This window comes from Legionella taurinensis, from assembly GCF_900452865.1.
GTDB lineage: Bacteria > Pseudomonadota > Gammaproteobacteria > Legionellales > Legionellaceae > Legionella_C > Legionella_C taurinensis.
Genome location: NZ_UGOZ01000001.1, coordinates 3,115,511 through 3,128,669 on the forward strand (window position 1 = coordinate 3,115,511; position 13,159 = coordinate 3,128,669).

Genomic DNA, 13,159 nt, shown 5'->3' on the forward strand with positions numbered 1-13,159 from the left:
ATAGGATAAACTATGGATAAAAGTTCAGCAAGCTCTAAAGGCTGCCTTTATATCGTCGCCACCCCAATCGGCAACCTCGATGACATCAGCCCTCGAGCCATCAATACCCTGAAACAAGTGGACACCGTATTGGCTGAGGATACCCGCCACTCCGGAAAACTGCTTCATGCACTGGGGATTGATAAACCCCTGGTATCGCATCACGCCCATAACGAAGGCCGCCACAGTGAAAACCTGATTGCCGCCCTGCTTAACGGCAAATCGTTCGCGCTTATCAGTGATGCGGGGACGCCTTTAATCAGTGATCCCGGCTTTGAACTGGTGCGTCAGGCTCGAGCGCAGGGCATTGAGGTGGTTCCCATCCCCGGTCCCTGCGCGGTCATTGCCGCCCTGTCTGCCGCCGGCGTTCCCTGTGACACCTTTACTTTTTTGGGGTTTCTGCCGGCTAAACAGCAGGCGCGGCGTGAACAACTTAAAACCATTAGCCGCAGCCTGCACACCACCGTTATTTATGAATCCACTCATCGTATTCATGACTGCATTGACGACATTGAGGAGGTATTCGGCCCTGATTATGCCTTTGTGCTGGCTAAAGAATTAACGAAAGCCTTTGAGCAGTTCATTCATACCAATGCGGCGGCCGTCAAACACTGGCTTATGGAGGATAAAGCGCGAAGCAAGGGGGAGTTTGTGTTAATTTTTCCAGCACAACCGAAAAAAGACGAAACGGGCAGAGAGGAAGAACTACTGCAGATTTTGTTGAACGAGCTGCCGTTGAAGCAAGCGGTTAAGCTCGCCGCTGAACTTAGCGGCACGCCTAAAAACGAATTATATAAATTGGCTCTGAAGCTGCAAAAATCCCCTTAGTTGCAGGGATAATTCAACGCAGTAACCCTGAATTCAGCTATAGTTAAAGGAGGGGGAATATGCTTCGTCGGGTGGATTATGTCGTTTGGCAAAAGGCTCAGTTTTCTTACCGGGTACCTGTTGCTTTTACTGCCGCTGGCCGGTTTTTTCTTGGGCGGAATTTATAATTTTCTCGCCTTTTTCGTTCTGTTTACCAGTGTCCCGGTGATTGATTACTGGGTGAGGGATGCCAGCAATACCCCGGCGCTTGAGGAAGAAACAATCGCCCGTGATCCTTATTTTTCAGCCATTGTTTATGCCTATGTCCCTGTGCAATGCCTGTTATTGCTGTTTTCTGTGTATGTGGTCAGCCATGTCCCCTTAAGCTGGTATGAATGGCTGGGTTATACCTTGTCCATTGGCCTCATCACCGGTGGATTGGGTATTACGCTGGCGCATGAATTAATGCATAAAAAAGGACGCTTACAGCAATTTCTCAGTCAATGCCTGCTGGTCATGGTGTGTTATGGGCACTTTATGATTGAACACGTTCGCGGCCACCATGTGCGCGTCGCCACCCCGGATGATCCGGCCTCAGCTCCTCTGGGAATGAGCGTTTATCGCTTTATACCCCGCTCCATCATGGGTTCGTTTCAATCGGCCTGGCATCTTGAAAAACAGCGACTTAGCAGAAAAGGGTATTCTTTCCACAGCCTCCACAATCAATTCCTGTGGATTATCGGAGCTCCCCTGATAGTGGCTATCGTCCTTACGGTTTATGGCGGCCTGTCCGCACTCGGTTTTTTCCTGCTTCAATCCCTGGTTGCCATTTTCTTACTGGAAACGGTCAACTACATCGAACATTACGGTCTTCAACGCAAACGGTTACCTAATGGTCATTATGAACCGGTTTCAAACCAGCATTCCTGGAATGCCAATCACTGGTTGAGTAACGTTATTCTGTTTCATCTCCAGCGCCACTCCGATCACCATGCGCAAGGCGCAAAACCCTACCAGGTTTTGCGCCATTGCGAGGAAAGTCCTCAACTGCCGTCCGGATACCTGGGCATGATCATGTTGTCCCTGGTGCCTCCGCTTTGGTTTGCGGTGATGGACAAACGGGCCCTCCGTTATCGTCAAGATGCATAATCCCTCTTTCAAATTGGCTAAGACAGCGATATAAATAAATTTTGATCATGTTATTAAGGACTTGTATGTCGAAAGGTCGTCTTTTATTCACCCTGTCTTTTCTTGCTTCAGGCCCATTGATGGCAACCCCATTGGGACAGGTCACTGTTGCTGATCCGGTACTTGGCAGCCGCCAATTGGTTTATGAACAAATCAATGACTACGCGGTCGTTGAAGGCGATATTCTGATTGGCAAAGCGGCAGATTTAAAACGGCATAGTGCGATCATCCGCCCCAAGGTCGGCAGCCGCTGGACTCATGGCATTGTCCCCTTTGAAATCGCCGAAGAGCTACCGTTTAAAAATAAACTCGCTGTCATGCAGGCCATTGCCCACTGGCAAGAGCATACCGCACTTGAATTCGTTGAACTGACCTCAAAAAATCGCGCACAGTACTCTGATTTTATCGCGTTTATCCCGGCTGAAGGCACCACCTGCTCCTCGTATGTCGGCAAACAGGGGGGACGTCAGGAAATTAATCTGGCGCCGCGTTGTACAACCATGAATACAGTGCATGAAATCGGCCATGCCTTAGGCCTGTGGCATGAACAATCGCGCGCCGACCGGGCAAATTATATTCACATCGTCTGGGAAAACATTGAGGACGATCATCGGTATAACTTCGATCAGCATTTGACAGACGGCAAAGACATCGGCGAGTATGACTACCAGTCTATCATGCATTACGGCCCTTATGCTTTTTCCAAAAATGGTCAAAAGACTATTATTCCCTTGGTGGAGGGGGTCGAAATTGGTCAAAGGAGTCATTTAAGTGAAAAAGATATTGCAGCGATTCAGGCCATGTACCCGGAAATCTAGCCGTTTGTTATTACTCACCGCGTTGGCAGCAGGGATTAACCCTGCCCAGGCGGCAATCAATTGCAGTCATCTTGACGGCATCTGGCAAGGCACGTTACCTGATTTTACCGCGGTTAAATTAACCATTGCACCTAAAACCGCGCAAAACAAACTGGGTTTTATCCAGTTTGTGGACAGTCGATTGCAAAACCGAAGCTATGATGTCAACGAAGCCGCCTGCCAGGTGCTCTCCGATAAATCAGTCTCCGTCACCTTTTACCGTAACCGCGGCGGCGCCGAGGTCAATCTTAAGGTGTACCTGGCCGGCAACAGTGACGGCAAGCTCCTGCAAGTACCGCTTTTTTCCGTAAGGGAAAACCGTAAATACGAAAAAGTCAGCGGCACCTTAAGCAAGGGTTAATTGGCATAAAAACCCGAGAGAGCAAGGGTGTCGGCACCCTGTGGGTGATTTTCATCCACAGGATTTTCCACATCAATGGCAACAAGCGAATTTTCGCCCTCCATCGGCGTCATCTCAAACACCTCCGGTTCCTGAGAGGCATTCTTTTTCTTGCAGTAAGCATTCCATAATTCGTAGGCGGCATACACAGCAATCAATACGACGGCGGCCTGCCAGCAGACTGCAAACGTTGCAAGAATCAACGTTGGAATCACCGTGTTTTTAATCATCGTAAAGATAAATTCATTCCTTGCTGCCTGATACTCTTCCAACACGCGTTTCAGATCGCCAGCAGGGACATTTTCTATATGCGCCTGTTGTAACCGCAGGCTTTTTTCCTTGTAATTGTTGTAGGCGCCATCGGATAAATACATTGCCACTGCCACCATGCACACCGCATAAGAAACCACAATCAATGCCGGGGATGCAAACAGCATGGAGGCTGAAAACCCTGCACCCAGCATCAGCGCCGCAGCGGCGTTAAATAAGAAGGTGGAATTTTTAGCCTGCCAACTGATTTCAAGGTTTTTAAGCTGCCGGGTGAGCAGGTCATATCGCTCCAAATCCTTCATGTGCAAACAATGCTGCTGCTCGGCCGTATACTGCGCCTTTTTCGTGTTGTACTCTTCCTCAGCTAAATGGCGGCGCCAGAGAATCAGAGCAAAATCAAAGAGCATGAATCCTGCCGTTATCCACCCTGCTGCAGCGGCAGAAATATGAAAAACCTGAGCATAGTTAGTCACGCCGTTGACGACTGCCCACACGATATCATTTAAAAACACGGGATGGCGTTTGTAGATTTCGAGATAAAAACGCTCCTTTAACGGCAGCGACTTTTCTTCCTTGGACGAACCTGCCATGTGTTTAATGGTCACCAGGCTATTGAGAAACAGGCGAGCCAAAAAGAATCCCACGCTTAACCCTCTGAATATCGAATTGGGCGCCTCAAGGGTATCAACCACCGCATCCACATCAATGTTTTTACCAATCGCATTTTCAAGCAGTTCGAGAATCTTGACGTCACGCAGCAAGCGCAGGGAATTGGTGAAGGTCAAGCGGCAAAAAACCCAGTAAATACGGATAATATTATAAAATCCAACTTTATCCCGCAGCTTGGACAGCTGGGTGGGGGTTTTGAACAGCTCGACGACGTCATTGCCTATCTCTTTACCCACACGGGTAAGAAAGGCATCCTCTTTCTTAGCATCTTTGACAACCCTTGCTCTGTTGAAGCTGGCTTTAATTTTATCCGCAATGGCTCTGTATTCCTGAGCCTTGGATTTTGGACCATAATGCTCATAGTATGTTTCAAGCATCAGGGCACAGGAATAACAATACAGCCAAAAATCCCGTCGATTTTTCTTTTTTGCTTTCAAGCTGGCAAAAAGCTGTTCGAATTCCTGCTGCAGAAGGAGGTGATTTCTGGCAATGAAGGGATAGTCCGATTTTTTGGCATATTTTTCAGCAAAAGTAAGAAGATCTTTTCCTTTTTTTCCCTTATCAGCCGCCTTATCAAAAAATCTATTTTTATGCTTGTAGAATGCATCGTACTGTAAGGCGTAAACCATCTTATTGCCCCTCTTCTTAGGTTGATATTATCGTGCGGCTTGAAGCTCCCAAAGAAATCATTATGTATTTATTTTTTTCATGTTGCAAGCTCGCGACCAATTGTGTTTATAAATAAGTATTTATTGTTTTTTTACTAATCCCTGTTTACCATAATGTCGATAACAGGCTGGCATCATAGGCCAGTAAAGGACGATGCGCTTTAAAGCGCTCGACCAGATCGGGATTGGCAATGAACGGCCGGCCGATAGCAATTAAATCAAAATCACCCTTATCAATACCTTGCGCGGCACGCTCCAGCGTGTAACCACCCGAGGCAATGACAGTGCCGTCATAAATGTGGCGAATAAACTCGGTCATGGTTTGATTGCCAAGCTCACTGAATTGAACGCTGTCATCAAAATTACCCGTATGCACATAGGCCGGCTGGATTTCATTGAGTTGTTGCAATAAATACTGAAATACCTCGGCATCGCGCGAATCACCGACGATTTCATTCAAATAAGCACCGGGCGACAAACGCAAACCCACCCGCGTTGCACCAATGGCGGCAATGCAGGCACTGACCACCTCCAGCGCAAAGCGTGCCTTATCGCGGAAAGTACGCCCATACTCATCCTCACGGAAATTCGTGTGGTAGTGGAGAAACTGGTCAATCAAATAACCATTGGCGCCATGAAGTTCAATGCCGTCAAAACCGGCTTCCATGGCATTTTGTGCCGCCGTGGCATAACTTGCGATTAACGAATGAATCTCCGCAAGCGAAGCTTCCCGTGAAGTCCCATAGTGCAAATCCTTCGTGCGTGCGACTTTCCCGGTCATCGTCGTGGCCGAGGCTGAGAGCGGTAATTGGCCATTTAAGAAAGACGGATGCGATACCCTGCCCACATGCCAAATCTGCAGAAAAATTTTCCCCTGACGGGCATGCACAGCCTCAGTCACTGCCTGCCAGCCTTTGATGTGAGCCGCAGTGTAAATACCCGGAACATGGCTGTAGCCGCGACCGTCCGGTCGGATAATGGTTCCTTCCGTAATGATTAATCCAGCATCAGCCCGTCTGGCATAATAATCCGCCATGGCCGGCGTAGGACTGAGATCATCATTGGCCATATTGCGCGTCATCGGCGCCATGACGAGGCGGTTTTTTAACTGAATTTCGTCATTCAGACGGTAGGGTTGCAACACGGTTTGCAGTGACATACAGCCTCCATTAATCGGTTAATTTAAATATTGCAAATTCCCGATATATTAACTTAAATTTTTTTACAGGACGGTTTTTAATGCCGCCAGGAATTCAACAATGAGTGTGTGGTTTAACTTACAATAAGTCCACTGGCCACGGCGTTCCATGCTGATAAGGCCGGCCTGTTGCAGTTGCGACAGGTATTGCGACACCGTCGACTGTGACAAACCCGATTTTTTTTCAATCAGACCGACACAAACGCCATCGGCAATAACATCGCAATGAGACGAGCTGAAATGTTTTCCCGGTTCCTTAAGCCACCCAAGAATTTTTAAGCGCTTCTCATTCGCCAGGGCTTTAAGCACTAAATTAATATTCATACTCTGATTATATCGGAATATTACGATATGTCAATAAATCACGCCGATTGGATTAGATGAATTAATTTAGTGTATATTGCTTATTTTTACAGCAGTGAATAACCAGGAGGGTTCATGTTCAGTAAATTACAGTCAAAGCGAATCCAGTTATCACCGCAACAACAGGATGGTGATTGCGGTTATCAGGTAATAACCCTTGGTCTTTTTTACTTAGCCCTCCGCGCTGCATCCTCATCCTCTTTAAAGGAACAGCTTAACAACAGCGACGCGCTTGCCTGCCTGTTGGCCTGCGTCATCCCGCCAGTCCCTCGCTTCCTGCCACAGGACAAATCCTCAGGCAATACACAGAAGCTGCTTCATCATCTGCAGGCGGTTGCCTCAGTAAGTACCTGGGACAGCCCTGGTTTTGATGAAGTTCTGTCGTCCTTTACGGTGGCACTGAAACAGAGAGCCTCTCAGTCAACCTGGTTATCTGAACAAGTGAAACAAAAAATCAAAAGCGGTCTCTGGTACGACGATTACCGCTGTTGGGAAAATTACCACAGCTTTAAATCAATTAAAGAAAAAGTGATAAGCCAAATGGATGAGCTCTACGCGAGGTTAAGAAAAAAAGACGCTGGCGATCTAGAAAAAATACAGGAGGTCATGTTTAAGGCCCGTGTGGGAGTATGCAATCAATTAAGCGATGAGGAATTGCTTGACCCGGTGAACGAAGTTATCTGTAAGTATTATCAGGATGTGTCTAAAAAAGCCTGGCTGGATTGTGAGTTTTTAAAAGCGCTGACTGCCGATTTACTGGGCAGCTCTGACCTTTTTTTGGCGGCAGGGAGGTGCTGATTACCGGTTGTGCCACCGACAGCAATCATTGGTCCATTGAGTTGCCTGAGGATGAGGCAAGCGAAAAGCTCATCGGCTTTTATCAACAGGGTTACCAGAAGACTCTTTCCATTCAGAGCATTTATCCTAACAACAGCAACTGCTTTTTTAAGGCACCATTAGAAAACAACCAGGAAAAAATCAAGCCCATTACCCTGAGCTTTACTTCATGAATAATCAGGTGTGTTACCACTGCCCTTGAGCGTGTCGGATTTTATTGATGTTGTTGCAAAAAAGCCTGTCAATCTCGTCGTTTGGGAAGCCTGTGTTTTTTTCATTATCTTAATTTCTTCCTTCAGACTCTCAATTTTACTTTGACTCTCGCTGATGGATTTACTGATAACGACCAGACTGGTGTAACCAGGCAACAAGCTCTCCTCGTCCGCTAAAAAAGGCAATAAGGCCGCAGTAATGGTTGGCTCATCCGGGGGCTCTGTCTCAAAATACCCAAGGGCTGAGACTTCCTCGCTGGCGGATTTCATTTGTGCCTGAACAGTCCGTAATGTTGCCTTGAATTCATCAAGGTTTTTTTCCTGAACTTTGAGCAAATCCTTTAAAGTCTCTTTTTTATCATGCAGCATTTCAACGGATTTGTCCCTGACGATAAAACGCTCAATGACCCGTAAATCTCTCGTATACCCTTTATTCGCAGTATTAAGGAGCAGGGTGCTCTCCTCATCATCCGGCAAATCAAGATACCAGTGACTATCTGAAGTGCCCTTACTGGTTATTTCAACTCCTTTTTCATTGAATAGCAGCGTACTGGATGCGAACAACGTCTGAGAAAGGAACTCAAGGAACTCTCGATCAACCCATGCTTTCTGCGAGCCAGGGCCATAATGGTAGATAACGACTTCGGCTGCCATTTTGTCCAATTCGTCGTCTTTCAGACTTTGGCAGACTTCGAGGGTTGCTTTAAAGCGAATTTCCCCAGCCTCTTCAACCTCAACGGCACCATACCCTGCGATTTCGCTCATACGATCAAAGACACGATGTTCCAATTTTTTAAAAGATGGCAGTGTATTCCAATCGCCATGATTAACACTCCAGGCACCTTCCTGAATAACCCTTGTAAAGTAGTCTCGACCCCAGGAACTGTGCATCAGGGCATTACGCAAGGCGTTGCTGAAATCATTCAATAATTCATTATAACTAATCCTGTCCCAGTCTTTCGATGCCATGGAATCGAGCATTTTTCTCAATGTATTCACATTCTCATTCGATGAGAAGATATTCGTATCCATGGACTGAAGGATATCCGACAGGACCAGGCTTTCATTCAGTGTTTTTTCAAGGCTGTCTTCATTCTGAGACGCCAAGACAAGATAGAGTATGCCGGTAAAAAAGGCATAGTAACCACAATCGCCGGCATTAAAAGGCGGTTCCAGTTTAATCCGTTTAACTTGGGATTTGGCTTCGGATTTTTGCTGCATGGTGAATGTCTTAAATTACAACGTATGTGTAATTAATATACACCATGAATATTAAAGGAAGCTTATTTGCCTATACAGAAGCTTGAGAAAATTTTCCCCAGCAAATCATCCGTCGTGAACTCGCCGGTAATTTCATTTAAGGATTGATGAGCCAGGCGCAGATCATCTGCCAGTAATTCACCGGCTTTTGCTTGCTGCAATTGCAACTGGCCATTGAGTAATAATTCTTCTGCCTGTTTAAGCGCGGCCAAATGACGCCGCCTCGCAATAAACTGGCCCTCCGTGGGTTGGTAACCGACCACGTCTTTGATTTTAGTTTTCAAGAAGTCAATTCCAATTCCTGATTTGGCTGATAAATAAATGTCATTGCCCTGTTGAGACGGTTTACGATTGGCTTTATCGATTTTATTGAATACTTTGATGATAGGCACATTCGGAGGAAGTTGTTTCTGGATGGCCTGACTGAGCTCAGTCACCTGATGATTATCCTGAATATCGATCACCATCAGCACACAATCAGCCCGACTGACTTCCTGCCAGGCGCGCTTGATGCCTTCTTTCTCAACCACGTCCTCGCTTTCCCTCAAACCGGCTGTGTCAATGAGGTGCATGGGCAGGTCATCAAGGAGAATGTGTTCGCGCATGACATCCCGGGTAGTCCCGGCAATGTCAGTAACGATAGCGACTTCACGACCGGCCAGCGCATTGATTAAAGTCGATTTACCGGCATTGGGCTTTCCAGCAATGACAACGCCCAAACCTTCACGAAGCAGAGTGCCCTGTGCGGCCATAGCGCCAATGGCCTGTACATCCGTCAATAAATCGGAGAGCATACCCGCAATTTTACCGTCACCAAGAAAATCAATTTCTTCCTCCGGGAAATCAATGGCGGCCTCTACGTACATGCGCAGGTAAATCAGTTTGTCATTCAAGGCATGGATTTTTTTTGAGAAATCCCCCTGAAGAGAGCGGACTGCAAGACGAGCCGCGGTTTCAGAGCTGGCATTAATTAAATCAGCAATGGCCTCAGCCTGCGTTAAGTCCATTTTATCATTCAGGAATGCCCGCTCGGAAAATTCACCGGGCCGCGCCAGGCGGGCGCCCAGCTCCACACAACGCTTCATCAGTAGATCCAAAACCACCGGTGAGCCGTGGGCATGAAGTTCAACCACGTCTTCACCGGTGAATGAATGCGGTGCCTTGAAGAAAAGAGCAAGACCGCTGTCAATCGCTTCGCTTAAAGGATTAAAAAAAGAAGTATACGTTGCCAAACGGGGCTTTAACTGCTTTTTATGAGTCAAATGCAGGGCAATGGCGTAAGCTGCAGGACCAGAAAGGCGGATAATGCCTACTCCGCCGCGACCGGGCGGAGTGGCGATGGCAACGATGGTTTCTTCCTGCATGGCTATTTGGCGGTTGCAAGCTTTTTGGGGTTGGGCTTGTCATCGCTGTATTTACGGGTGATATGCCACTGTTGCAGGATAGACAGGGTGTTATTCACAATCCAGTAAAGAACCAGACCAGCTGGGAAATTCCAGAACAATACCGTGAACAATACCGGTAAAAACATCATGATTTTCGCCTGCATCGGATCAGGCGGTGCAGGATTCAACCGTTGTTGAATCAGCATGGTTCCCCCCATGATAATGGGAAGAATATGATAGGGATCAGCTGCAGCCAGATCATTGATCCACAGAATAAAAGGAGCCTGTCTTAATTCGACACTTTCCAATAATACCCAGTAAAGAGCAATGAAGACAGGAATCTGCACCAGGATAGGTAAACACCCGCCCAGGGGGTTTACTTTTTCCTGACGATAAAGCTCCATCGTCGCCTGGCTCATTTTGGCTTTGTCATCGCCATAACGCTCACGCAAAGCTTGAAGTTTAGGCTGTAACTGCCGCATTCCCGCCATAGAGCGGTAACTGCTGGCGGATAACCGATAGAACGCCAGTTTTATCAACAAGGTAACCAGAACAATAGACCATCCCCAGTTACCCACAACGCCGTGGATGGCTTTCATCACCGCAAACAAGGCAGAAGACAGGAACCATAACCAGCCATAGTCCACGGTCAAATCGAGGCCGGGAGCAATGGTCTGCAACACGTGCGTAATTTCAGGACCGACATACAATTTCGCGCCAACGGTTTTACTGTCACCTGGTTTCACGGTAATGGGTGAACTGACCACACCAATGGTGTAATTATTGTCTGCGGAACGGGTGTAAATGACATTTTTGCTTGAAGCATCAGGAACCCAGGCGCTTAGGAAGTAATGTTGCTGCATGGCAACCCAACCACCGGTACTGTCCGTGTTCAGATTGGATTTGGCCATGTCTTTGAATGGCACTTTCTGGTAATTATGTTGACCGGGTACCGAATAAGAAGCCCCCACATAAGAACCGACATGAAAAATGCTGGATTGATCTTCTCTGGGAGAATCCCGCAGTAATTGCGCATTCAGATATCCTTGCCAATCGTCGCTGCCCTTATTGGCAATTTGATAATTGACCTGGATAAGGTAACTGCCGCGAGTGAATTCAAATGTCTTTTTCACCTCGAGGCCACTGGCACTTTTGCCTTCTAATACGACAGTGAGAGTCTTTTGGTTGTTATCCAGCTGATAGGTTTTCTCCTGACTGCTGAAATTCAGATCGATCGGCATCACACCCTTGGTTGAACTGACAAGCAGATTGCTATTGGCAACGTAACGCTCATCCGGATTATTGTTCAGTAAGGTGATGGGATTGTCTTTTTCTTCAACACTGACGGGGTAATCCAGCAGGCGGGCATTAACAATATCGCCATGTTCCGTATCAATCTGGATGTCGAGGACGTCTGTTTTTACGGTCACATCACCGGCATCCGTTTTTTTATCGAATGAATCCGGTGTGATGGTTTTTTCATTCTGGCTTTGATTTTCAGAGGATGAACCAGTCGCCACATCCGGAAGCAGCTGATTTTCTTTGGACAGTTCTTTGGTTTGCGGCTGTGCTGCCGGAATCGCAGGGTAATCCTGATGCCAACTCGTCCACAACGAGTAGACAATCAGAGCCAGTGCAGCATATAAAATAACTCGTCTTGTATCCATTAATGTTTCTCTTCGTTAGGTAATACCGGATCGTAGCCGCCATCACACCAGGGATGGCACCGCATTAGACGGCAACAGGCTAATTTCATGCCTTTAAGTACGCCGAAGCGGCGGATAGCCGTCAGGGCGTATTGTGAACAACTTGGATAAAATCGGCAGCTGGGTTTCATAACAGGGCGGATGAATAACTGATACATAATAATCGGTAAAGCAACTAATTGCCGTAAAATGCGATTAATTTGTTCCATGTTAAACCTAGCTTGGTTGCAATGACTTTATTTTCTACTTTGGCCACCCCATGTCTGGCGAGAAAGATAATATCTACTGCTGGCAATGGATGGGTGCGGAAACTTTCACGGAGTAAACGCTTCAGGCGATTTCTCTGATGCGCTTTAGGCACCATTTTTTTTGACAAAGCTAACCCCAGACGAGCATACCCCAGAGTATTTGCTTTATGTAATATCACAAATTCTGAGGTTACTGTTTTATGGGGTTGATTAAATACAACATCGAAGTCTGTTTTTTTCAACAATCGACGTTTCTTGTCAAAACAATACACTTAGGCAGATAAACGTTTACGTCCTTTGGCTCTGCGTCGCTTTAAAACCAGACGACCACCACGGGTTGCCATACGTTGACGAAAACCATGATCGCGTTTGCGTTTTAGATTACTGGGTTGAAAGGTGCGTTTCATGATGAACCTGTTTAAAAATTAAATTTTGAGGCTGGGAATGATAGAAAACTTTACATCTTCTGTCAAACCATCTGTGACAAAGGTTGAGAAAGAAACCTGTTATTCATGCCGCCAATTAACATAAAAAATTAAGATCTTAAAATTTTGTTTTTTTTATTAGTAAGCCAATTTCTGTTAATAATAATTTTTTTACCCTATAAATCATTAGGTTACATGCTATTTTATGTTGTTGATAATACGGCTGTTAGCGCTCGAATATCTTCTTGATAGCTTCAGGGTTTTTCTTTTTTGTCTATTTATACTCCTTTTATCCACGTCGTTTTTATAAGGTTATCCTCCTCTTGTTCCTTAATCTTTTGAGGTGTACGAGAGAATTGTCGGTACTAACGAATCGTTTAAAGCGTCTCTTGGCCTAATGAATATTTCCAGAATCCTGTGGATAACTCTGTTCTTTTGTGTTTTGGAGGGTATAATGATTTCTCATGTGTCTATGACATTCCTTCATTCATTGCGGTGAATTATCCTTTATTGTTTAAGCAGCAGGCATTTACTCGCCTGGACTTGCTCGTTATAAATGATAGTGGCACTATTTAAATCCGGGTTGCCTTTCTTTCAGTGCGACCTTTGTAGGTAAGGGGAGTTTTT

General features: G+C 46.3%; 15 protein-coding genes. 6 read left to right on the forward strand and 9 right to left on the reverse strand.

From position 1 onward, the window contains the following. Window positions 1-12 precede the first annotated feature (12 nt). The 4 genes from rsmI (at window position 13) to DYE45_RS14355 (ending at window position 3,252) form a co-directional block, all read left to right on the forward strand. Window positions 13-867 carry a 16S rRNA (cytidine(1402)-2'-O)-methyltransferase gene (gene rsmI, locus DYE45_RS14340; RefSeq protein ID WP_115301032.1) on the forward strand — a complete coding sequence of 285 codons (855 nt, stop codon included), beginning with the start codon at window positions 13-15 and terminating at the stop codon, window positions 865-867. Between the two features lie 78 nt (window positions 868-945). Then, window positions 946-1,995, forward strand: a complete 1,050-nt coding sequence (locus tag DYE45_RS14345; RefSeq protein ID WP_108291020.1) for an alkane 1-monooxygenase — start codon at window positions 946-948, stop codon at window positions 1,993-1,995. A gap of 65 nt (window positions 1,996-2,060) precedes the next feature. After that, on the forward strand, window positions 2,061-2,852 hold the full coding sequence (gene legP / locus DYE45_RS14350) for a Dot/Icm T4SS effector Zinc-dependent metalloprotease LegP (protein ID WP_115301033.1): 792 nt from the start codon (window positions 2,061-2,063) through the stop codon (window positions 2,850-2,852). Between the two features lie 4 nt (window positions 2,853-2,856). Continuing rightward, window positions 2,857-3,252, forward strand: coding sequence for a hypothetical protein (locus DYE45_RS14355; protein ID WP_108291024.1), 396 nt, complete (start codon window positions 2,857-2,859; stop codon window positions 3,250-3,252). Here DYE45_RS14355 and DYE45_RS14360 read toward each other — a convergent pair. The 3 genes from DYE45_RS14360 to DYE45_RS14370 form a co-directional block, all read right to left on the reverse strand. After that, window positions 3,249-4,859 carry a hypothetical protein gene (locus tag DYE45_RS14360; protein WP_115301034.1) on the reverse strand — a complete coding sequence of 537 codons (1,611 nt, stop codon included), beginning with the start codon at window positions 4,857-4,859 and terminating at the stop codon, window positions 3,249-3,251. The genes DYE45_RS14355 and DYE45_RS14360 overlap by 4 nt on opposite strands. 145 nt (window positions 4,860-5,004) lie before the next feature. Continuing rightward, window positions 5,005-6,057, reverse strand: a complete 1,053-nt coding sequence (locus tag DYE45_RS14365) for an alkene reductase (RefSeq protein WP_115301035.1) — start codon at window positions 6,055-6,057, stop codon at window positions 5,005-5,007. A gap of 63 nt (window positions 6,058-6,120) precedes the next feature. Next, entirely contained in the window at window positions 6,121-6,420 is a 300-nt protein-coding gene (locus DYE45_RS14370) for an ArsR/SmtB family transcription factor (RefSeq protein WP_115301036.1), read from the reverse strand. Window positions 6,421-6,534: 114 nt separating this feature from the next. On the opposite strand from DYE45_RS14370, the gene DYE45_RS14375 reads away from it, so the two are divergent. Further along, on the forward strand, window positions 6,535-7,257 hold the full coding sequence (locus DYE45_RS14375; protein WP_115301037.1) for a hypothetical protein: 723 nt from the start codon (window positions 6,535-6,537) through the stop codon (window positions 7,255-7,257). Further along, complete coding sequence (locus DYE45_RS14380) at window positions 7,251-7,469, forward strand: hypothetical protein (RefSeq protein WP_115301038.1); 219 nt, start codon at window positions 7,251-7,253, stop codon at window positions 7,467-7,469. The genes DYE45_RS14375 and DYE45_RS14380 overlap by 7 nt, the downstream gene beginning before the upstream one ends. Here the strand turns inward: DYE45_RS14380 and DYE45_RS14385 are convergent. The 6 genes from DYE45_RS14385 to rpmH form a co-directional block, all read right to left on the reverse strand. Beyond that, on the reverse strand, window positions 7,464-8,729 hold the full coding sequence (locus tag DYE45_RS14385; protein ID WP_115301039.1) for a hypothetical protein: 1,266 nt from the start codon (window positions 8,727-8,729) through the stop codon (window positions 7,464-7,466). The genes DYE45_RS14380 and DYE45_RS14385 overlap by 6 nt on opposite strands. A 62-nt stretch (window positions 8,730-8,791) precedes the next feature. Continuing rightward, window positions 8,792-10,132 (reverse strand): tRNA uridine-5-carboxymethylaminomethyl(34) synthesis GTPase MnmE, encoded by a 1,341-nt coding sequence (gene mnmE / locus DYE45_RS14390; protein WP_108291034.1) that lies wholly within the window; start codon window positions 10,130-10,132, stop codon window positions 8,792-8,794. A gap of 2 nt (window positions 10,133-10,134) precedes the next feature. After that, window positions 10,135-11,820, reverse strand: coding sequence for a membrane protein insertase YidC (gene yidC, locus DYE45_RS14395; protein WP_115301040.1), 1,686 nt, complete (start codon window positions 11,818-11,820; stop codon window positions 10,135-10,137). Further along, window positions 11,820-12,068: a membrane protein insertion efficiency factor YidD gene (gene yidD, locus DYE45_RS14400; protein ID WP_108291038.1), complete on the reverse strand. Its 249-nt coding sequence runs from the start codon at window positions 12,066-12,068 to the stop codon at window positions 11,820-11,822. Before yidD ends, yidC begins: the two co-directional genes overlap by 1 nt. Next, window positions 12,035-12,352 carry a ribonuclease P protein component gene (gene rnpA / locus DYE45_RS14405; protein WP_242602660.1) on the reverse strand — a complete coding sequence of 106 codons (318 nt, stop codon included), beginning with the start codon at window positions 12,350-12,352 and terminating at the stop codon, window positions 12,035-12,037. The genes yidD and rnpA overlap by 34 nt, the downstream gene beginning before the upstream one ends. 27 nt (window positions 12,353-12,379) lie before the next feature. Next, the gene (gene rpmH, locus DYE45_RS14410; protein WP_019215662.1) at window positions 12,380-12,514 is read right to left on the reverse strand and encodes a 50S ribosomal protein L34; all 135 of its coding nucleotides are present in this window, start codon (window positions 12,512-12,514) and stop codon (window positions 12,380-12,382) included. Window positions 12,515-13,159 lie beyond the last annotated feature (645 nt).